A 20,186-nucleotide genomic window follows, 5' to 3' on the forward strand; every position below is an offset into this window, starting at 1 on the left:
ATGAATCCAATTTAAAATAAGAGTAAATAAAAATGACAGGATTTGTTGCAGGAACATTGGTGCATACAGATAAAGGTTTAGTACCAATTCAGGAGATTAAAGTTGGGGATATGGTTTTATCAAGGCATGAAAGTGGCACAGGCTCAACAGAATATAAAAAGGTCGTAAATACCTTTAAATCGGATGTAAAACCTCCAGTGATGTCTCCGCTTGCCATTGTTCAGATTTTTTGTACGGAGGAGCATCCATTTTGGGTGAAAGATCGTAGTTGGGTACCTGCAAATCAAATTGATGATGCAGATGAGATTGAATATTTAGTTCATTTACCTCACAGTAATATTCATGATCAAGGCAGATATGATCATGTTAGGGGCATGGATTCTATTGAGAATATGGGTTTTCATATATGGGATTCTGGTATTGAGAATTTAGCGATCATCCCAAAAACGAATGAATGGAAGTATAATAGTGAAATTCACTATGGCTATGAGTTAGTTGATTTTTCTTTGGGTAAACCAAGAATGGTTTTATTAGATGACTATGATGATGTGGGATTGGCTACATTTGTTGACTCTAGTTGGTTTTCTCCAGACCGTATTAGTGATAAAGATAAATCAGATTATTTATTATTATACAAGGATAAAGATAAGGAATTAATAACAAAGTACTGGGAATTATTTAATAGTGGAAGAGGCTATGGAGGAATAGGGAAGCCTTACTCTACTTACGTGTATAATATAGACGTTGAAGATTTTCATACTTATTTTGTTGGTGAAGAAGGGATTTGGGTTCATTGTTAAAATGAATCCAATTTAAAAAATAGGGCAATATAAAGGAGTTAAGCGGATTAGCTTAATTTTGCTTTAATTTTAGCAGATACTTGTGCAGGATCGGCACGCCCGGCTATGATCGGACGTAGAGAATTCATCACCTTACCCATATCTTTCATGCTAGTAGCTTCTTGAGCAGCAATCGTTTGCTCAATGATGGAATCAAGTTCTTCCTCAGTCATAGCTGCTGGTAGAAATTGAGAAATAACCTCAACTTCGGCTTGTTCCTTACTAGCTAAATCATCTCGACCAGCGCCAGAAAAGGCCTTGATCGATTCTTTACGTTGTTTAATTTGCTTTTCAATGACCGCAAGAACCTGAGCATCGTCAAGCTCAATGCGCTCATCGACTTCGATTTGCTTAATTGCTGCTTGTACACCACGAATAACCGTTACTGTTGCCATATCTTTGGCACGCATTGAATTTTTTAACACGTCAGTAATTTGGTTTTTTAAAGTATTCATAGTCTCTTCAGCAGTCAATCACAAATTAATTAGTAAAGGCGAGTAGTACGTACAGATTCGCGAGTCAATTTCTTTTGATAACGCTTAACTGCAGCAGCTTTTTTGCGCTTACGTTCTTGAGTTGGTTTCTCATAGAATTCGCGCTTACGAACGTCAGCTAAAACACCCGCTTTTTCGCATGAACGTTTGAAACGACGGATAGCTACGTCTACTGGTTCGCCTTCTTTCAACTTAACTTGTGGCATGTAAAATCCTCTAAGATGATGGATAAGATCTAACGCACTATTGCACTAGATCGCAAGTGAAGGTCAGTATTTTACTCATTTACAACTCAGATCACAAGTCTATAATAGCTCTGATATTACTTTTGATCGTTGTAAAGGCAGTTTAATGATTGTTTTGGGCTTAGAAACTTCGTGTGATGAAACTGGGTTAGCACTCTATGATAGCGAGCTCGGCTTACGTGGACAGGTTCTATATAGCCAGATCAAATTGCATGCCGAATATGGTGGCGTCGTTCCTGAGTTGGCTTCACGTGACCATGTTCGCAAGATGATTCCTTTGATTAATCAACTGCTTGAGCAAAGTGGTGTCAAAAAGCATGAGATTGATGCAGTTGCCTATACCCGTGGTCCTGGACTGATGGGCGCACTAATGACAGGTGCTTTATTTGGCCGCAGTTTGGCATTTGCATTTAATAAGCCTGCGATTGGTGTACACCATATGGAAGGTCATATGCTGGCGCCATTACTTTCGGAAAATCCACCGGAATTTCCGTTTGTGGCTTTATTGGTTTCAGGTGGACATACCCAATTAATGGCGGCCTATGGGATCGGTCAATATGAATTGCTCGGTGAATCGATTGACGATGCAGCGGGTGAAGCCTTTGATAAAGTCGCAAAAATGATGAAACTGCCTTATCCAGGCGGTCCAAATATTGCGAAGTTAGCCTTACAAGGTGATGCCAAAGCATTTGAATTCCCAAGACCAATCTTACATCAAGGTTTGGATTTTTCTTTTAGTGGTCTTAAAACTGCAGTTTCAGTACAACTGAAAAAGTTAGGTGAAGAAAATCGTGATGCGGATGTGGCTGCATCTTTCCAAGAGGCAGTTGTCGATACACTCGCTAAAAAATCAGTGAAAGCTTTAAAGCAAACGGGTTTAAAACGTTTGGTGATTGCCGGTGGTGTCAGTGCTAATCTGCGTTTGCGTGAACAATTAGAAACTTCACTGGCAAAGATCAAGGCACATGTTTATTATGCCGAGCCCTCATTGTGCACAGATAATGGCGCCATGATTGCCTTTGCTGGATATCAACGTTTAAAAGCAGGGCAACATGATGGTTTGGCGGTGACGACAACACCAAGATGGCCAATGACTGAGTTACAACCAACCTAAAATGCAACGCATTCTTCTAAATTGATCCTTAGATTATGGATCAATTTAGACCATTCTTATATTTAAAAATCAAATTCTTGATTTATGTACATGGCAAAGAGTTAAAGTCGACGCTATCGTATTAGAGTATTGGATAAATTATTTATTTTTGATGAGCTAAAACTCATTGTGGAGTACAAAAGTTGAAAATTTCTTATATTTTTACATGTGGCCGATTAGAGTCTTTATTTAAGATTCTCTGCCTCACTCAACAAGGTGAGAAAAAGGTCGAGTCAAAAGAAAAAGTCGTTGAACAATATAGAAAAGATATCGCTTTAGGGCGTCCTTTTGAAGAAACTGAACTTTATCAAATAATTGAGCAAAGTGAAGAAAAAATTGTCATTAACCGCCTAAGTAATATTCTTCGAGAAAAACCTACTCAGCAGAAGGGTAGCTTTGATGCAGATGAATATAAGACAGGTGCATGGTCTGAGTTTAGTGATTATAAGCTGGCAGTTCGATTCTCTAATGCGAAAACTGAGTTAAGTGAAAAGCACTTTGCGAAAACAGGTGAATACATGACCAGTCGTGGTATCGCAAAATTGACAGGTTTCAATCCAAGCAACATTAAGAATATGTTGCATCATAAAAGAAGTGTGGTGAAAAAAATGCTCACGACATTGGAAAAATTAGCTAGAGAGTATTGATCTTGAAATGGATGCAGAGGAAATCTATTGCTCTGCATCTGTACTCATTAATATTTTAATTATCAAATAATTATAGTGTATTTTTTTATAATATATAAATAAAAAGGAGTGAATCATGTGGGGGGTTAAAGCAGCCAATGGCTGTGCATGGTTAAGTATTCTGCTTATAGTTGCGGCTACAGGCTTTTCAATTTATGTTCTCAGTATTCCATGTACAACGGATCGAATCTGTGAAATGCCCCCAATTCATTTATTCTTTTTTTTGATACTGCTGGTCTCGACTGTTTGTAATCTTATCGGCATGGTACTGTCGGCGATAGCAAAGGAGGATGAGCAACCCATTAAAGAATCAGCAAAAGCAGCATTGTTCTTTAACGGGAAAGTGATTGCATTTAACTTGGTATGTACGCTATTCCTGCTTTTTATTTTAATGGTCTAGAACATCTTTTAGCTGATTTGTTTTGAACGATCTGCTTTAGACAACACGGCCAAACACACAAAAATCAAAGCCATGCCAACCCAACCAATCGGGGCGAGTTGTTCACCGACTAATAATACTGCAAATAGTGCGGCAACCAGTGGTTCAAACAGGGTCAGTGTGGTGGCGGTACTGGCTGAAATGGTCTTTAAGGCATATCCAAATAATAAATAACCGAGAAACATTGGAATCAGCATCATATAGCCCACTACATATAAATTCACAGGCTCATCAAAAAGATTCGAACCCGTAAAAAATAAGGTAGGTAATAAGATTAAAGCGCCGAAGCCAAAAATTAATCCCATCGAAGCCTTTGAGTCGACTCCACGGTCAATCATCTTTTTTGCAGCCCAAGAATATAACGAATAGGTTAGGGCAGCGATCAGTCCAAGAATAATGCCAATGCTTTTTTGGTCTGTTGCAATCGTTTGTGCAGATACTTGGGAGTGTGACTCTCCTAGAGAGAGCAGCAAGACACCAGCGACACCAAAAATAAAGCTAATAAACCACTTGCCTGACAGTGCTTTTTTATCAAAGAACATTTCCAGTAATGCGGTAAATAACGGGGCTGAACCGATTGAAACTACTGTACCAATGGTAATTCCTGCCATACGCATTGACGAATAGAATGCCAATGGATAAATCGCAACCGAGACCATGCCCATCAATAGTAATGGATAGTAAGCACGAATTTGTGGTAAATGACTGCGGATATTTTTATGGGCCAATAGAGCTTGTAACAATCCACCGCCGCCCATTGCGATTGCGCCAATCGCTAAAGGGCTTAAATTCGGTGCATAAGAGGCGGCGGTACCAGTCGTTCCCCATAAAATAGAGGCAATGAGGACAGCGATAAAGCCAGAATGTGTACTCAGGTTAGAAGAAGTGGTACTCAATTTGAAACCTCTTGTTCTAATAGGTTTTGAACCATTTTTTTTGCGGCAAATACTTTGTCGCTGGAACTTTCCAAACCGGCACGGGCAATGGAACCTTCCAAGATAAATGAAAGCAGTAATGCCAGTTCTCTGACTCGTTGTGGCTTGATGCTGAGTTGCTGCAAATGACCCGCTAAAATCGTTTCGATTTCATCTTTATGCTGTTTAACCGCCAAACGTTCAGGGCTATGTGCGGGGAATTCTGCGGCTGCATTAAGTAGCCCACAACCACGGAAACCCTTTTCATAAGCGAATTCGGCATGATCTTGATAGGCATCAAAAACTGCCAAAATACCGTCAATCGGGGTTTGGATTTGAGCTTTTCTCTTTTCGTATAAATCCAACCATTCTTGATGGCGGGCTTCGATATAGCAGGTGATCAGATCTGATTTAGTGGCAAAGTTATTGTACAACGACATTTTGGCGACGTTAGCTTTCTCTGTGATGCTGTTGATACCTGTACTACTGATGCCATCGTTATAAAACAGAGTAGATGCTGCATCCAAGATTTTTTGTTTTGCTGATTTCGAGCTCATAAGAACATATATTTATGTATACCGACCTACCTAATTTTATGGAAAAGTAAATTATTTGCAAGCAAAAGTTGATGTGTTCTATTTATTTAAGTTGGATTGATAAAAGGCAATCGATTAAAGCGTATGGATCAGACCTTAATCGATCAGAATTTATTGAAGATTCTTTTTACTGTGGATAAAAGCCAATCCATACACAGGCCATTTCTTCTCGGATTTTAGATTGTTGACCAGCCATGCGACCAGCACCAATGCAATTGAACCGAGCAGCACTGGGAAGAATAAGAAACTCCAGTGGTATTCAATGGTATTGGCTGTTAGCAAAATCACCAATGGATTTGCGCCAGCAGGTGGATGAACGCAACGTAGAAGTTGCATGGCAGCAATGGCACAGCCAACTGATAGAGCAATGCTCAGCGTTGTGACACCAAAAACTTTAAGAAACAGTAAACCAATAAAAGCCGAAACAAAATGCCCTAAAATCACATTGCGAGGTTGCGCCAAGGGAGATTGAGATACCGCATATAGAATGACGCAGCTTGCACCGAATGGTGCCATGATGAATAAATTGTGGGTGAATTTACTGAGCAGGATTAAGATCAAGATGCTTAATGTACCACCCATTAAACTTCTTATAATATCAATGGATTGGGGTATGGGGGCAAGATGCTCTCTACCGTTGAATAAAGATAACATGGTGATCTCTCTGCGAGGTTGCTTTACGTCGATAATAGAACTAAAATTACAAATAGTACAGATCTGTACTATTTTGATTGAGTAAATTTTTATGTCAAAGTCAGCCAATAAAATTTTGCATACTGCAGAAAAATTATTTTATGAAAATAGTTTTGTTGGGGTGGGGGTTGACCTGATTCGGGATGAGTCAGGCTGTTCAAAAACTACCATGTACACCTATTTCAAAAACAAAAATCAATTGGTGAAATCGGTCTTAGAAGCACGGGATGAAAAGTTCAGACAGCGTCTGTTGGATTATGTTGCAGATGCAACAGGGCGAGAGGCATTGAATAGGCTGATCGATTGGCATTTATTATGGTTTCAAGAAGATAATTTTAAAGGCTGCTTATTCGTCAGAGCGGTAGCGGAGTCGCATTTGGGCGATCAAGACATTATCTCAGTGTCAAAAGAACACAAAGTTTGGATTAGAAACTTAATCACAGCATATCTGCACACTGATCCAAAGGCTGAGATGTTGATTGAGGTGAGTTATACCTTGATTGAAGGGCTCATTAGCCGCTTTTTGGTGGAAGGCTATGATGCAAAGGTGGCAGCCGAGATTAAGGATTCAATTAATCAAATGATCGATGCATTTCATCCTGCGGCACTGTAAAGATTGGCCGTAAAATCATTGTTATGGTATGTGAGTAAGCCTTTGATCAAGTGCAAAGGCTTACTGTTGTTATTTATTGTTTAAATGTGCTTTGATCTTCTACATCCACATATTCGATATAACCACGACCTTGAACAGGGTTATTTAAATATTCACCTGTAAACGTGTAGGCACTGGCATAACCAACACCATGGCCATAACGGAATGGGCTATCAATTTCTGCAGTGATCTCGAGTACCTTTTGATTTGCATTATCTTTGACTGACCAAGAGAACAATTGCGGTAAACGCATTTTCTTGCCGCTTGGTGAAACATAATCATCAACTTGATGAGCAATCACTTTGAACTCTACATTGGTATAGATTTCGGCTGGCTGGTCAGTATGGCGAACATGCAGACTATAGGCGGCAGGTTGTCCCAGTATATCGGCTTTGGTGAGCAGTAATTGGGTGGTCTCAGTTAAGTTAATAATTTGATAGGTAAAGAAATCGAGTGGTAATTTATAGGGTTCAGGCAGAAGTTTTTTCACCACGCCATGTGCGCCTGTTGCACGGGCATATTCATAGGTACATAAGCCTTCGGCAGGCGTGATTTTCCCTTGATATTCAAGTTGACCTTTAAAGCTTGCCAATAAACTAAAATGATCGTAAATCGGAGTTTTGATAAACCATGAAATTTGATCGCTGACATCTAACTCAAACTCAAAGCTAAGCCCATGATAGGCACCTTTCACATGAATATTTGGTAATGTACCTTGAATTGAAACTTCCTCACCCAGTTCGATCAGCGTGCCATCTTCTTGAATATTAGCAGTTTCGGGCATGATATAGGCTTTTAACAGGTGTTCCTCTACAGCCGCAGTACTGGAAAAGAAGGTTGCACTTTGTCTCGGGTCACCTAGGGTAATATCATCATGGTCAAACGCAAGTGCTCCTGGTGTACCCAATAAAATCATAATATTTAAATAACGATGAGGCTCAGGTAGGAGTGGGAAGAAAATTCCATAATGCGTCCACGTATAAAATTTTTCTTCTGTGCGTGGGCGAATAATTTCAGGTTCTGAAAACGGCAGGGTAGAATATTTTACGGCTTTATCAAGCGTCCCTTGCGCAAGCAATAAGCTTTTACCCAAAATTTTGCTGGTCAGGGATGTTGGTGGCAATTGTTTCTTCATCTTGTTTCCTAAACTCAATCCATGCTGTGACAGCTAGAGTATGAGAAACAATTGCCGATGCTAAGCGGAAATAAGGACAAAGCTACGGCTTTTCAGGACATTTATGCAGAGGCTTTGTTCGACAATTTTTCTAGATTTTGCGAGCCAATCCAGTGCTTTGAGAACTGATAGGCTGCACGTCCAGAACGCTGACCACGAGCTTGGCACCACTTCAGACTTTCACCACGAACCAGATCGTTATATTCCAAGCCTGCTTTCACAATGTAGTGCTCTACAATTTGTAAATACAACTGTTGATCCATTGGATAGAAGGAGAGCCACATGCCAAAACGATCCGAGAGCGAAATTTTTTCTTCAATTGCTTCTTGCGGATGCAACTCAGTGTATTGCGGGACATCCACTTTACGTACAGGTGTATTTTCGTGCATAAACTCAGGCAGTAAATGACGACGGTTACTGGTTGCATAGATAATAAAATTGCTTGAGCCTGATTGCAGTGAACCATCTAAGACGCTTTTTAAACTACGATAATTTTCATCTTCGGCATTGAAAGCCAGATCATCGCAATAAACGATAAATTTTTCAGGACGATGTTCAATCAGCTTTTGAATTTTGGGTAAATCAGATAAATCATCACGCTCAATTTCAATCAAGCGTAAACCCTGAGTTGAATACTCGGTGAGAAGCGCACGTACAATCGATGATTTTCCAGTACCACGAGAACCTGTCAGTAAGACATCATTGGCAGGTAGGCCATTCAGGAACTGTAGGGTATTTTGAATGATCTTGTCTTTTTGGCGCTCAATGCCTTTTAAGTCTTCCAAATGCATTTTCTTAGGTTGTTGTATGGCGACCAGCTGCTGATTTTCCCAACGGAATGCGATTGCTGAAAAGTCAGTGGGTTGCTTTGGTGCAGGGAGAACTTGCTGAAGCTGTGTTAAAACACTTGATAGCGATTGAAGAATAGATTCGGGTAAATCAAGGATAGCCATACATATAAACCAAACTCAATGATGAATAGGGATACTATCACTGCTATTACCGAAATAAAGAAAATATCATCAGAAATATCGAAATAAATCGATTTTACCCTTGATTGTTGTGGCTGCTTTTTGCATTGTATAGGTGCAAGAATATAAAAAATAAGCTGAAAATCAGGATCGCGAATGTTCAATAGAGTTCAAGAGAAAAAGAATACATATCAGACACATAGAGTTGATGTGTTGCAAGAACGCTTAAGACATGCCAGTTCTTATACCGAATGGAAAGAAATTGCACTTAAACTAGATGAAGAATCAGGTCATGAAGCATGGAAATATGACAATGAATCGCCTTATTATGATGCGGAAATTTTATCTAAACGCTATAACTTATTAAAAAAATATCGTATGCAGCATCGGACTTTAGATCTGATCTATGTGTTAAGAGAAGGCCTGTCTTATGACTTTGCCAATATTGGGCATCCGATGTTGTTTGCACAGACCTATATTGGTACTAAAAAAATCATCGAAAACTATGTTGAGGAAATGAGTGACTGCCTACGTTACTTGGCTTCGAGTGAATGTATTACCTTTCAATTAAAAGAAAAAATTCAGTTTTTTGAAGAATGTCAAAAGGCCTATGGTCAACCTGCTGTGATGTTTTCTGGAGGCGCAACGCTAGGTTTATTTCATACTGGGGTGTGTAAAGCATTAATTGAACAAGATCTGATGCCTCAAGTGCTATCGGGTTCAAGTGCAGGGGCAATCATGACAGGAATGTTGGGGGTTTCTACGCCAGATCAAGTTCCTGAATTACTGCAAGGGGAACATTTTTTTAGTGATGCCTTTAAATTTAGGAAAGTAACGGAATTATTGCGGGCGAAGGGTGGTATTGCCGATGTGATGTATTTGAAAAAATTTCTGATGCAAAACTTGGGCGATGTCACGTTTGCCGAGGCCTATAAACAATCTAAACGTCATATTAATATCGTGATTGCACCCTATAACACAGCCCAAAATCCACGTATTATGAATGCACTGACCGCACCGAATGTATTGGTGTGGAGTGCAGTATTGGCTTCTTGTGCGGTGCCTGTGTTATTTCCACCTGTGCATCTGACCAGTAAGCGTTATGATGGGCAACATACGCCATATCTCGCCAATACCAAGTGGGTGGATGGCAGTATGCGCAGTGATTTTCCGCAGGAAAAGATGGCTCGTTTATATAATATTAATTACACCATTGCCAGTCAGGTCAATCCGCATATTGTGCCGTTTATGCAAAGTGACACCGAACGTTTTCGTAGAGATGTACTCAGTTGGCCTGAACGGATTGTGCGCCGTCAAGGCAAAGCTATTGCAATGGAAGTCATGGATTTAACACGCAGTCATATGGGCAGTTTCTTCCCGATTCGTCGTGTATTGGATCATGGCTATGGCATTTTGGGGCAACGTTATTATGGTGACGTCAATATTATTGCCAAATATGGACTCAGGCATTATAGCTATATGCTGAAAAACCCACGGCCAAAACTGTTTAAAATCTTGCAGCAAGAAGGTGAGCGTGCCACATGGCCGAAGATTGCTTCTATTGAAATACATGCACGAATTGGAAAAACCATTGAGCATTGTCTAATATCGTTGCGGAAGCAGGAAGAAAAGCAGCAGAATGAGTTTTACTACGTGGATCTCTAATCCAAAGATTCAACTTAACGATCTAAACTTAGTGACCAAAGCGCAAAGTTATGACTTTGGGCGGCGTGTATACACCTTTCAAGTTGATCAGCAACGTTACTGGCTGAAATTCCATAAAACCAATGATCAGCCTGTTTTGGCACAGGCTTTCCAACGAGAGTTAGTTTTTTATCAGCACTGTCAGCAGCAAGAACAAGCGTTTTTATTACCATTCCAAATGATTCCATTGCGTCATCTTATAAATGAATTAGATCAGGGTGGAATAGGGGTAATCACGGTTGATTCGCATGATTTTTTTGCTGAAGCTCCTATTTCTGAGAATATTGAACAGATCAAACAAAAGATACTTTTGGCCTTAGAAACGCTTGATACATTGCACCAATTCGGGTGGGTACATGGTGATTTGAAAGCAGAACATTTTCGTTTCTATGAAAACTCATGTCGGCTGATTGATTTTGAGCAATCTTTTCGGATCGGGCATCCGATTCATACTTTAGATGCAACACCACATTATATGGCACCAGAGCTTTTTCAGGGTGCAGGGAAAAGCATTCAAAGTGATTTATATGCCTTGGGGATTATTGTGTATGAATGGCTCACTCAATCTCGATTAAAGGCGAGTACTTATCATGATTGGGCAGTATTACATTGCCAGCAACTACACATTCAGCTTCCAAAGGGCTGTGAAGGTTTTTATCCTTTACTTAATGGCCTTACGCAAAAGCATATTAAACAACGCTTTAATTCAGTTTTAGAGGCGAAAGATTGCCTAAAACAACTTGATATGTTGTAAAAGTAAACATAAATGCGTGATTTGAATATTATCTGTTCATTTGAATGGTTTTTTTAATAGAAAGACTTGTCAGAGAGTATGTTTCTCACTAATATGCATACCCATCGGGGGCGTGGCGAAATTGGTAGACGCACTGGATTTAGGTTCCAGCGCCGCAAGGTGTAAGAGTTCGAGTCTCTTCGCCCCCACCATATTTAAAAAGCAAGAGTATCTTGCTTTTTTTATGATTAAACGAAATAGGGTTTAATCATGTGGTTATAGAGGATTGGTGTAATGGTAGCATGACGGTCTCCAAAACCGTTCGTCAAGGTTCGAGTCCTTGATCCTCTGCCAAATTCAAAGGAACTTTATATAAAGTTCCTTTTTTTGTGTCTGCTGTTTCTATCTGTATATTAAAAAAGCATTAGCTTTCATAAACATAGTTTTTTTATAAAAAGGGCTTGTCAGTAGAAAGGTTTATCTCTAATATACACACCCATCGGGGGCGTGGCGAAATTGGTAGACGCACTGGATTTAGGTTCCAGCGCCGCAAGGTGTAAGAGTTCGAGTCTCTTCGCCCCCACCATATTTAAGAAGGTAAGCATTTCTTACTTTCTTATGATTGAGTCAAATATGATTTAATCATGCAGTTTAGAGGATTGGTGTAATGGTAGCATGACGGTCTCCAAAACCGTTCGTCAAGGTTCGAGTCCTTGATCCTCTGCCAAATAAATAAAAAAGCCCTTGTGAAAACAAGGGCTTTTTTATGGTCTATTTCTTTTGGTATGCCAATTTTAAACTTAGAAGCGTACTGTGATTATCGCTAAAGCTTCCAACTAAATCACCATTCTGACGTTGTGCTTGAGCATCTCCAAGCCATAAATATCTTCCGCCAAGTGAAACTGCCCAGTCGGGTAGAAAATTATATTGGAATCCGAGCCCGAACCCCCAGTAACTATTGACTGGGCCAAGTGCATTAGCTGGATCACCAAGACCTGAATCCCAACTGACAGATGTTGAGACTGAAAATTTATCAGTAAGTTTCTGTGCGATTCCAATTTGTGCTGACCATTGATCTTCTTCATAACTGAGTAAAGGAAGTCCTGTTTTATCTGGACTGGCTGGAGCAGTTCGCTCTGCTAATTTAGCGGGTTTAAACTCAAAGTCTTTCCATGGCACCCAACGAATATTGGCACTGAGTAAGGTTTGTTTACTTAAGCCTGTTTGAAAATCAAAATTTACTGATTCTGGCGAAGTAAATGTAACAGGCAGCGTGTAAAGATCATTACTTAATGCTGAAAACTGCTCTGTGGTACGTGTTTTATGTTTTATTTCGGAGCGATAAGTCAGTGCTGCTTTTAGCCCAATCTCGGGTTTTTTCAGGCTGAATCCTGTTATCCAACCCATTGCATAATCAGAGTGCAGTTCGGCATTGTAATTGGCGCTACCTTTATAAATTTGTCCACGAAGTTTAATGTTACCTTCAATTTCTTCTAAGGCAGAGCCTGCGTATACACTTAAATTTCTATTGATATTCAAACCGATAAGCCCTGTCAAATTATGGCTGTCTAGTTTGGCTTGAGTACCTTCAGCGGGTTTATTTTCAAATTGAGAAACAAAGTCGCTGTGCCCACGATGTTGAAGGTTAATATTGAAAGGTTGATCATAAATAAGTCCTAGGCTTATTTTTTCATTTAAATCTGTTTTTATGCTGCCACGTAAAGCACTATTATTGGCACTAATATTAGGAATTTCATTGGGATTGCCTTGGCTACTCAATCCTTTATCCTGCCCACTCACATCTGGCATAGAATAATTATAAGAGAGGGATGCATAGGTTCCATTTTGAAAAAAATCAGTAATGGATTGTCCAGAGCGATCAAGGCCTGCGCTGTACCCAGTATTGATGATAAATGGTGTTGTGACTAAAGCTGATAAGGTGTGATGTCTAATACGTGAATACATTGGAGCCTCCAAATTCCTTTTGGGGCATACAACACTCAAGTTTTTATTATGTTCTTGGGTGTTGTATGGATTGGTTTTATTGATTATTTAAAGCAGGGGTTAAAAATTTCGACTTGATTTGGCATCAGATAGTTGGTTTTTGGCAGGTATTCTCCCATCACCGAAGCTAAATCTTTTTGCTGTTCGACATTAGCAATGGTGTGTTTAAAACTGCTTGATGCAAGCATGTGTCTGATCTGGACAATAGTCATATCTGGGTCAACAGCACCGTCTCCATCTTCTGCCATAGGTAACCAACCGATACCACATTCTGGTTTGGCATTACGCGGACGGTCAGCGACTCGACTTACGACAACAGTGTAATAACCATTTTGATCAACTGGAATTTCTTCATCAAATAAGCAATCATTGACGCGTGTATTGGCAAAACCTTGATTTGAACAGATTGACCAATAACGCAAATCGCCCTGCGTCAAAAGCCCTTTATTGTTGAAGGTCTTAGAAACAGTAGGTGCTTTTCCACGCAGGACAAAGACCTTGCCATATTTTCTATTCACAACTGTTCTAATGTATTGATTATCTAAGTTTGGATAAAAGCCACCTTCAGAGCGTCTTGCTTGTTCATTGATCTTGCCAGTAAAGATCCCTAACAGGCTTTCTCGATCAAGTTGAATAAACCATTGTGCTGGATTCTGTGCTGGCCATGTATCTGGCTTTCCTGCCTGATGGATCAACTGGCGATATTCATTGGAAGGAATACTGACTGCAGCAGAAGTAAGTTGTAATGGCTGATTGGCTTTGAGTTGTGCGCAGGCTTGATCACCCTCTAATACACGACCATCTGCAAGCGTTAATTGAGGTGTTGGTAAACTTACACCTCCTGTGACGCTTTGTCCGTTATCAGGTAAGTAGATTCGATATAAAATCATTTGCTGATTTTTGCCGTAAGCAGGCGCATAGAGTTGATTAACACTTTGTGGCTGACTCAATTGGCCAACTTTGCGCTGTGCTGTCACAGGGGTAGCAGATACGTTTAAGCTGTACTCACGTTGTGATGGACTACGTTGTTGCCCATAAACGAAGGGATTACCAGAGTTATTATTTGGCTTGATTAAATAGTCTGCAACCGATTCAACAGGTTTTCCAGCTTCGTCATAACTAATAAAAGACATATATCGTGAACGTGGAAATTCTCCTTTGAGTTTAAGACTTGCTCCTTGAGGAATGGTGAAAGTACCTGCCCAATAATAAACATTGGCATCTGGGTAGGCGATATTGATATATGGGTCAGCGCTAACAGGACCACGAGCCCAAAAACAAGAGCGTGGACCCGGAATAGCCTCGAGTGTTTGAGGAGTCGCTTGAGCTGTGGTTTCTTGTGCCTGTGTTGCAAACGAGGTGGAAATCACGATGCTACTGATCAGTAGCGGAATTAAAGTGTGTTTCATTTTACATCCTTGCTTGTATGACTTTAATTTCTGAATCGAAACAGAACGGATTAAAGGTGCTTAATCTAGAAGCAGCATAGGAAGTTTGATTTATATTGTGTAATGGATTTTTTGTATGGAAGTTATAGCTTTTAGATATACCTAATAGCATCTAAAATAATAAAATTAAGATATATTTTTAGGCAAAGACGAATGGAAATGCTTTTTTAGTATGTTTATGAATCACAATAAAATATTCAGGGATGAGAAATGATTAAGCCAAGACATCTACAGCAAATCATGGTGTTAACTGAAATTGGAACGATCAATCAAGCGGCTGAAGCACTTTGTATGACCCAGCCATCGTTAACCAATAGTATTAAAAAATTAGAGCATGACTTGGGCGTGGTCTTGTTTGAGCGAACCAGTAAAGGCGTTAAACCGACTTTATATACCGAGCATATTCTAAAACAAGCCCCACAAATTTTGCAGCAGTTAGATACCTTGCATAAGGAGATTAAACTCCTTTCGAGTGGTCAAGTTGGAGAAATACATATCGGGACAGGGCCTGTCATTATTCATGCATTGATGAAAGATGTGATTCCTTTATTTTCAAAGCAATATCCTGATATTGAAGTGCATTTATATGTTGATAACCCCAAGAATATTATTGAAAAAATAGAAAATGGCATTCTAGATTTAGGGATTGTAAGTACAGAGTATGTTGATCTTGCTGATGATTTGATTTCAGTTTCGCTGTTTCAAGACCCGATTAACTTTATCGTTCGTTCTGGACATCCCTTACTTGAAATTCAACATTTGGCATTTGATCATCTTCTGGATTATCCATTTGCGTTACCGCGAATTTCAAAACAAAAAATGCAATGGTTAAGGGCTCAAACGCATACAGGGCATTCACCACGAGTTTGCTTAACTGTGAATGACTACGATTTATTGATTCATCATGTCATGCATAGTGATGCAATTACGGCTGGACCAAGCCATTTATTCCAATCATTACAAAGGGAGCGGGATGTCACGGTCTTAAATTATCAAAATCCTGCTTTTTCATGGCATGCATGTGCTGTTTATAAATCGATTAGTATTCACTCGATCGGAATGAAACTATTTTTAGATATGATTCGAGAATGGTTTGAACTGAAGAATACTTGATTTTACTTTAGACCCATTCCTTATTTTTTCATATTGTCACTGTCAATAAATAAAATGCTAAAAAACAGCTCATTTTTTGCTTAATTTTCAATTTTTTGTGCCAATTAGTTTTTGAATAATAGAGTGATCAGCAGAGCTCTTAATCAATTTAGATTATTCAAGTTAGATTTCAGCTTGATGAAATAAGTCACAAAAAAGGCTTAGATAAATAAAGCCAGCTCGATCATCAATGAGCTGATGCTAGGGAAAAATTTAAGAATTAAGGAATAACAAATGTCTGTATTGTGCATGGTTCAGCATAGAAAAAATGAATTGGATGTCTTACTCAAGAGCACAATCAGCAGAGCCTGTGTCTCGTTTGTTTTGATTGAGAATAAGGGGGAATAGACATGATGATGATTCGTTATATCAAACAAAAAGATATTCATGATCTTTACCACTTGGCACAAAAAGCAGGCTTTGGTTTAACCTCTTTGCAACCAGATATGGAAATATTGGCTGCACGGATTGATCGAGCGATTAAAACGGTCGAAGGTAAACTAGATAAGTCGGAGCAGGGCTATTTATTTGTGCTGGAAGATACCTCACTGCATAAAGTGGTTGGTGTATGTGGAATCGAGGTTGCCTTAGGCCTCAAAGAACCTTGGTATAATTTTCATATCGGCACACAAGTTCATTCTTCCGAACCTTTGAATGTTTATAAATCATTGCCAACTTTATATCTGAGTAATAACCACACTAACTGTAGTGAGTTATGTACCTTATTTTTAGATCCAGATTATCGTTTAAATAAGAATGGTAAGTTTCTGTCTAAGGTTCGGTTTTTGTTCTTATCAGCGTTTAGACAGTATTTTGAAGAAACCATTGTGGCTGAAATGCGCGGTTTTTCTGATGAAAATGGACGTTCACCATTTTGGGATGCAGTCGGTCATAAATTCTTTGATATAGAATTTACCAAAGCAGATTATCTAAGCGGTACAGGCAAAAAAGCCTTTATAGCGGAACTCATGCCACGGCATCCACTCTATGTCGATATGCTACCTGATGAAGCGAAGGCGGTGATTGGAGCAGTTCATCCCAATACCGAACCAGCGTATAACCTTTTGATTGAAGAAGGGCTGCGTTATAAGGGCTATGTCGATATCTTTGATGCGGGTGCAACCTTACAGGCTGATATCGAAAATCTAAGAGCAATCAAAGACAGTCATGTGTTAACTGTCCAACTTGAGCAATCTGATCTCATTATGCTCGGTGATGAACCTTATATTGTTGCCAATGATGATTATGAAAATTATCGCGCCATTTTGACCTATAGCCAGCCAGACTCAAACCAAGTGACGTTGAGTGTAGAACAAGCCCATCAGTTACATGTGAAAGAGGGTACATCAGTGCGTTTGCTTAATATCAATATTGCAAATCAGAACAAGCGTTGATGGGCTATGTATGAGTAGAAAATTCACAGATTTAGATGTTAATTCACAACACTTATACTGTATTTTTTAGCCATATTTTTTATTTATATCGATGCATAATTTTTTACTATTATCGATATTCATATATTTCCAAGATGGAATGAGATTGTAATAATAGGGTATATTTCATGTTAATTGGATATTAATTAAACGAAAGTGAAAAAGCATTATCTTCAACTCATTTGGGGATGAGATATGATGCTTGCGGCTAAAATACTTTTGATCATTAAAAATAGATTTTAGCGCGCAGAAAAGGGATCTAATGAGAACAACTTATAGATGAGGTGGATTATTTAAACTATTAATTTCAAGATAATTTTTAGAAAAATGGAACTTTAAAATTAAAGCATTTTAAAAATAATTTATTTTTATCAGGCAATGATAACGGTTGTTATACATTGGAGTAAGGATGACATGACTCAGAATAATGAAATGCAACTTCTGGATGAAGATTTGCAGGAAAGTTCGCAAGATGAAGAAAAATTACAACGCTCGTTGACCAATCGTCATATTCAAATGATTGCAATTGGCGGTGCAATTGGTACAGGCTTATTTATGGGTTCTGGGAAGACCTTAAGTATTTCAGGTACTTCAATTGTTTTAACTTATTTAATTATTGGTTTTTTCTTTTTCTTTGTTATGCGGGCAATGGGTGAACTATTGCTGGCAAATACCAACTTTAAGACCTTTGCCGATTTTGCGACGGCCTATATCGGTCCTTGGGCGGGTTTTTTCCTCGGTTGGTCTTATTGGTGTAACTGGATTATTACGGCGATAGCCGATGTCATCGTGATTGGTGGATATATGCAATTTTGGTATCCAGATATTCCTGTCTGGATCCCAGCATTTACCTCGTTAGCTATTTTGACCATATTGAACTTTGTTGCTGTTCGAATGTTTGGTGAACTGGAGTTTTGGTTTTCGTTGATTAAGATCTCCGCGATAATTCTGTTTATCCTTGCGGGTATCTATTTAATCAGTACCGGCTTTACTTCACCCAATGGTGTTAAAGCATCTATGAGCCATGTATTTGAAACTCAATCGATGTTTCCTTATGGCGTCACAGGCTTTTTAGCAGGTTTCCAAATTGCGATTTTTGCCTTTGTGGGAATTGAATTGGTCGGAACCACAGCTGCTGAAACGAAAGATCCGCATAAATCTCTGCCTAAAGCCATCAATTCGATCCCATTACGTATTTTACTGTTCTATGTCGGTGCCTTGGTTTGTATTATCGCAGTTACATCGTGGGCAAAAATTTCACCTGAAAAAAGTCCATTTGTTGAAATGTTCACGTTGATTGGTTTGCCGATTGCTGCTGGACTGGTTAATTTTGTCGTTGCAACTTCTGCCTTATCTTCTGCAAATAGCGGCATATTTGCGACTAGTCGTATGCTCTATGGTTTGGCGCTGGATAATGATGCACCAAAGAGCTTTAGTAAATTATCGAAGAAAAAGGTACCTATTCGAGGTCTTATCTTTTCTATGACCTGCGTCACCATCGGGACTTCTATTTTATTTATTGTGCCGAATGTAATGACCGCATTTACGATTATCTCAGCACTGACCTCAATTCTATGTGTATTTACCTTTATGCTGATTATCCTGTCGTATATTGACTATCGTAAAAAATTTCCAGAGTTACATTTACAGTCTAAGTTTAAAATGCCTGGCGGGTTGGTCATGGCGTGGCTGACGATGCTATTTTTGGTATTTACAATTGTGATCCTTGCTTTAGACCACGATACCCTTATTGCATTGGGGCTTTCACCAGTTTGGTTTATTGGTTTGTTGATTGCATATCGTCGTAAAAAGAAAAAGATGCTGCAACTTGATCTGATAAAAACCAGAACAGTGGACTATGTTTAAGTTGGAATAATTAGCGGTTATAGGTTTAGACACTTTTAAAAGCAGGGCTGAAGCTCTGCTTTTTACATTGATGATAAAAAATATGCTTTAAATCTTGTACATTATCTTGATGAATAAAAACGTAATATTTAAAAAGTAATTTATGAAAGTGACATAAATTGTCATAAACAGACAATACTGTATAGACAGAGGCGTATTGCTATCGGTAAAATGCCGTAAATTTAAGCAAAAAAATCTATAAAAATGTTGAACAACATCTTTCAAGCCTTAGAGAGTCTTGGCCTTACTGCGCAAAAACGTGCAGTACATATTCAATTTTCCAATCAAAATTTAAATACTCAAGTCTTCCTACAGCGTATTGATGGTCAGCATCAACTGAATGATGGATTTAAGGCTGAATTGATTTGTCTGTCGACCAATGCGACCATTCCACTCAAACAATTTATTGGTAGCCAAGCGGCAATTGATACGGTGACTGATCAAGGTCAACTCACTCGTGTCACAGGGATTATTACTCAAGCCTTACAAGGACAATCAGACGGTAGTCTAACTGTCTATAAACTCACCTTAGAAGATCCAACTGCACTGTGGAAACAACGCCGTAACAGCCGCGTGTTTATGAACAAGAGCGTGCGTGATGTGGTGGAAATTATCTTCAAAGAGTGGCAACAAAAAAGCCCCTTATTTGCATCAAGCTTAGCGCTTGATTTAAGCGGACTCAGCCAAGATTACGATGTTCGTCCCTTTATCATGCAACATTCGGAAGTTGATTACGACTTCCTGACGCGTTTGCTACGGAGCGAATCGATTAACTGGCTCATTGATGAGGCTGAACGAACCGTCGCGCAAAGCAGTGCTGCGATTCAGCCGCAAAAACTACGTCTGATTGACGACAATAGCCAATACCAAGCCTTAGAGCGTCGGCAGATTCGTTATCACCGTAGTAGTGCCACGGAACAATACGACAGCATGACCAGTCTGGTTGGACAA

The 20,186-nt window shown here is 39.2% G+C and carries 20 protein-coding genes and 4 tRNA genes; 15 read left to right on the top strand and 9 right to left on the bottom strand.

What is annotated here, in order from left to right; translation table 11 throughout:
• The first annotated feature begins 32 nt into the window (after positions 1-32).
• Complete coding sequence (locus tag A7P54_RS12645) at positions 33-800, top strand: polymorphic toxin-type HINT domain-containing protein (protein WP_171549794.1); 768 nt, start codon at positions 33-35, stop codon at positions 798-800.
• A gap of 47 nt (positions 801-847) precedes the next feature.
• On the opposite strand, the gene A7P54_RS12650 is transcribed toward A7P54_RS12645, so the two are convergent.
• Positions 848-1,294 carry a GatB/YqeY domain-containing protein gene (locus A7P54_RS12650; protein WP_004808327.1) on the bottom strand — a complete coding sequence of 149 codons (447 nt, stop codon included), beginning with the start codon at positions 1,292-1,294 and terminating at the stop codon, positions 848-850.
• Positions 1,295-1,323: 29 nt separating this feature from the next.
• On the bottom strand, positions 1,324-1,539 hold the full coding sequence (gene rpsU / locus A7P54_RS12655) for a 30S ribosomal protein S21 (RefSeq protein WP_004652785.1): 216 nt from the start codon (positions 1,537-1,539) through the stop codon (positions 1,324-1,326).
• Positions 1,540-1,684: 145 nt separating this feature from the next.
• On the opposite strand from rpsU, the gene tsaD reads away from it, so the two are divergent.
• From tsaD to A7P54_RS12670, 3 genes are all read left to right on the top strand, one after another.
• The gene (gene tsaD / locus A7P54_RS12660; RefSeq protein WP_171549795.1) at positions 1,685-2,692 is read left to right on the top strand and encodes a tRNA (adenosine(37)-N6)-threonylcarbamoyltransferase complex transferase subunit TsaD; all 1,008 of its coding nucleotides are present in this window, start codon (positions 1,685-1,687) and stop codon (positions 2,690-2,692) included.
• A 182-nt stretch (positions 2,693-2,874) separates the two neighbouring features.
• Positions 2,875-3,378 (top strand): hypothetical protein, encoded by a 504-nt coding sequence (locus A7P54_RS12665; protein WP_171549796.1) that lies wholly within the window; start codon positions 2,875-2,877, stop codon positions 3,376-3,378.
• 115 nt (positions 3,379-3,493) lie between these two features.
• Positions 3,494-3,817, top strand: coding sequence for a hypothetical protein (locus A7P54_RS12670; protein WP_171549797.1), 324 nt, complete (start codon positions 3,494-3,496; stop codon positions 3,815-3,817).
• Positions 3,818-3,825: 8 nt separating this feature from the next.
• On the opposite strand, the gene A7P54_RS12675 is transcribed toward A7P54_RS12670, so the two are convergent.
• The 3 genes from A7P54_RS12675 to A7P54_RS12685 all read right to left on the bottom strand — a co-directional run bounded on the left by A7P54_RS12675 (position 3,826) and on the right by A7P54_RS12685 (position 6,020).
• Positions 3,826-4,752: an EamA family transporter gene (locus A7P54_RS12675; RefSeq protein ID WP_171549798.1), complete on the bottom strand. Its 927-nt coding sequence runs from the start codon at positions 4,750-4,752 to the stop codon at positions 3,826-3,828.
• Entirely contained in the window at positions 4,749-5,327 is a 579-nt protein-coding gene (locus tag A7P54_RS12680; protein ID WP_171549799.1) for a TetR/AcrR family transcriptional regulator, read from the bottom strand. The genes A7P54_RS12675 and A7P54_RS12680 overlap by 4 nt, the downstream gene beginning before the upstream one ends.
• Before the next feature lie 150 nt (positions 5,328-5,477).
• Entirely contained in the window at positions 5,478-6,020 is a 543-nt protein-coding gene (locus A7P54_RS12685) for an HPP family protein (protein ID WP_171549800.1), read from the bottom strand.
• A gap of 91 nt (positions 6,021-6,111) precedes the next feature.
• On the opposite strand from A7P54_RS12685, the gene A7P54_RS12690 reads away from it, so the two are divergent.
• A complete protein-coding gene (locus A7P54_RS12690; protein WP_171549801.1) occupies positions 6,112-6,672 on the top strand; it encodes a TetR/AcrR family transcriptional regulator in 561 nt (186 codons plus the stop codon).
• 73 nt (positions 6,673-6,745) lie between these two features.
• On the opposite strand, the gene A7P54_RS12695 is transcribed toward A7P54_RS12690, so the two are convergent.
• Together A7P54_RS12695 and A7P54_RS12700 are read right to left on the bottom strand one after the other, a co-directional pair.
• Positions 6,746-7,846 carry a DUF6670 family protein gene (locus A7P54_RS12695; RefSeq protein ID WP_171549802.1) on the bottom strand — a complete coding sequence of 367 codons (1,101 nt, stop codon included), beginning with the start codon at positions 7,844-7,846 and terminating at the stop codon, positions 6,746-6,748.
• Between the two features lie 101 nt (positions 7,847-7,947).
• Positions 7,948-8,838 carry an ATP-binding protein gene (locus tag A7P54_RS12700; RefSeq protein WP_005183333.1) on the bottom strand — a complete coding sequence of 297 codons (891 nt, stop codon included), beginning with the start codon at positions 8,836-8,838 and terminating at the stop codon, positions 7,948-7,950.
• 174 nt (positions 8,839-9,012) lie between these two features.
• Here A7P54_RS12700 and A7P54_RS12705 point away from each other — a divergent pair, with 174 nt between their 5' ends.
• The 6 genes from A7P54_RS12705 (at position 9,013) to A7P54_RS12730 (ending at position 12,020) form a co-directional block, all read left to right on the top strand.
• Positions 9,013-10,521: a DUF3336 domain-containing protein gene (locus A7P54_RS12705; RefSeq protein ID WP_171549803.1), complete on the top strand. Its 1,509-nt coding sequence runs from the start codon at positions 9,013-9,015 to the stop codon at positions 10,519-10,521.
• A complete protein-coding gene (locus tag A7P54_RS12710) occupies positions 10,496-11,314 on the top strand; it encodes a protein kinase (protein ID WP_171549804.1) in 819 nt (272 codons plus the stop codon). The genes A7P54_RS12705 and A7P54_RS12710 overlap by 26 nt, the downstream gene beginning before the upstream one ends.
• Positions 11,315-11,420: 106 nt before the next feature.
• A tRNA-Leu gene (locus A7P54_RS12715) sits at positions 11,421-11,505 on the top strand.
• Positions 11,506-11,573: 68 nt separating this feature from the next.
• Positions 11,574-11,647: transfer RNA gene (locus A7P54_RS12720), tRNA-Trp, on the top strand.
• Positions 11,648-11,794: 147 nt separating this feature from the next.
• Positions 11,795-11,879: transfer RNA gene (locus tag A7P54_RS12725), tRNA-Leu, on the top strand.
• A gap of 67 nt (positions 11,880-11,946) precedes the next feature.
• Positions 11,947-12,020 (top strand) — tRNA-Trp (locus A7P54_RS12730).
• 44 nt (positions 12,021-12,064) lie between these two features.
• Here the strand turns inward: A7P54_RS12730 and A7P54_RS12735 are convergent.
• Positions 12,065-13,258, bottom strand: a complete 1,194-nt coding sequence (locus A7P54_RS12735) for an outer membrane protein transport protein (protein ID WP_171549805.1) — start codon at positions 13,256-13,258, stop codon at positions 12,065-12,067.
• Positions 13,259-13,341: 83 nt separating this feature from the next.
• Positions 13,342-14,706, bottom strand: coding sequence for a hypothetical protein (locus A7P54_RS12740; protein WP_171549806.1), 1,365 nt, complete (start codon positions 14,704-14,706; stop codon positions 13,342-13,344).
• A gap of 249 nt (positions 14,707-14,955) precedes the next feature.
• Here A7P54_RS12740 and A7P54_RS12745 point away from each other — a divergent pair, with 249 nt between their 5' ends.
• The 4 genes from A7P54_RS12745 to A7P54_RS12760 all read left to right on the top strand — a co-directional run.
• Positions 14,956-15,858, top strand: coding sequence for a LysR family transcriptional regulator (locus tag A7P54_RS12745; protein WP_171549807.1), 903 nt, complete (start codon positions 14,956-14,958; stop codon positions 15,856-15,858).
• Between the two features lie 389 nt (positions 15,859-16,247).
• Entirely contained in the window at positions 16,248-17,291 is a 1,044-nt protein-coding gene (gene astA / locus A7P54_RS12750) for an arginine N-succinyltransferase (RefSeq protein ID WP_171549808.1), read from the top strand.
• Between the two features lie 453 nt (positions 17,292-17,744).
• The gene (locus A7P54_RS12755) at positions 17,745-19,196 is read left to right on the top strand and encodes an amino acid permease (RefSeq protein ID WP_171549809.1); all 1,452 of its coding nucleotides are present in this window, start codon (positions 17,745-17,747) and stop codon (positions 19,194-19,196) included.
• Positions 19,197-19,439: 243 nt separating this feature from the next.
• On the top strand, positions 19,440-20,186 hold a 747-nt coding region (locus A7P54_RS12760), incomplete at its 3' end, for a phage late control D family protein (protein ID WP_216077109.1).

It is taken from the genome of Acinetobacter sp. Ac_3412, from assembly GCF_013072675.1.
GTDB classification, from domain to species: Bacteria; Pseudomonadota; Gammaproteobacteria; order Pseudomonadales; family Moraxellaceae; genus Acinetobacter; species Acinetobacter higginsii.

Excerpts from the sequence above, each read along its gene's own strand:
- A7P54_RS12645 (WP_171549794.1), top strand. The coding sequence starts at position 33 with ATGACAGGATTTGTTGCAGGAACATTGGTGCATACAGATAAAGGTTTA.
- A7P54_RS12650 (WP_004808327.1), bottom strand. The coding sequence starts at position 1,294 with ATGAATACTTTAAAAAACCAAATTACTGACGTGTTAAAAAATTCAATG.
- rpsU (WP_004652785.1), bottom strand. The coding sequence starts at position 1,539 with ATGCCACAAGTTAAGTTGAAAGAAGGCGAACCAGTAGACGTAGCTATC.
- tsaD (WP_171549795.1), top strand. The coding sequence starts at position 1,685 with ATGATTGTTTTGGGCTTAGAAACTTCGTGTGATGAAACTGGGTTAGCA.
- A7P54_RS12670 (WP_171549797.1), top strand. The coding sequence starts at position 3,494 with ATGTGGGGGGTTAAAGCAGCCAATGGCTGTGCATGGTTAAGTATTCTG.
- A7P54_RS12680 (WP_171549799.1), bottom strand. The coding sequence starts at position 5,327 with ATGAGCTCGAAATCAGCAAAACAAAAAATCTTGGATGCAGCATCTACT.
- A7P54_RS12685 (WP_171549800.1), bottom strand. The coding sequence starts at position 6,020 with ATGTTATCTTTATTCAACGGTAGAGAGCATCTTGCCCCCATACCCCAA.
- A7P54_RS12690 (WP_171549801.1), top strand. The coding sequence starts at position 6,112 with ATGTCAAAGTCAGCCAATAAAATTTTGCATACTGCAGAAAAATTATTT.
- A7P54_RS12695 (WP_171549802.1), bottom strand. The coding sequence starts at position 7,846 with ATGAAGAAACAATTGCCACCAACATCCCTGACCAGCAAAATTTTGGGT.
- A7P54_RS12700 (WP_005183333.1), bottom strand. The coding sequence starts at position 8,838 with ATGGCTATCCTTGATTTACCCGAATCTATTCTTCAATCGCTATCAAGT.
- A7P54_RS12705 (WP_171549803.1), top strand. The coding sequence starts at position 9,013 with ATGTTCAATAGAGTTCAAGAGAAAAAGAATACATATCAGACACATAGA.
- A7P54_RS12710 (WP_171549804.1), top strand. The coding sequence starts at position 10,496 with ATGAGTTTTACTACGTGGATCTCTAATCCAAAGATTCAACTTAACGAT.
- A7P54_RS12735 (WP_171549805.1), bottom strand. The coding sequence starts at position 13,258 with ATGTATTCACGTATTAGACATCACACCTTATCAGCTTTAGTCACAACA.
- A7P54_RS12740 (WP_171549806.1), bottom strand. The coding sequence starts at position 14,706 with ATGAAACACACTTTAATTCCGCTACTGATCAGTAGCATCGTGATTTCC.
- A7P54_RS12745 (WP_171549807.1), top strand. The coding sequence starts at position 14,956 with ATGATTAAGCCAAGACATCTACAGCAAATCATGGTGTTAACTGAAATT.
- astA (WP_171549808.1), top strand. The coding sequence starts at position 16,248 with ATGATGATGATTCGTTATATCAAACAAAAAGATATTCATGATCTTTAC.
- A7P54_RS12755 (WP_171549809.1), top strand. The coding sequence starts at position 17,745 with ATGACTCAGAATAATGAAATGCAACTTCTGGATGAAGATTTGCAGGAA.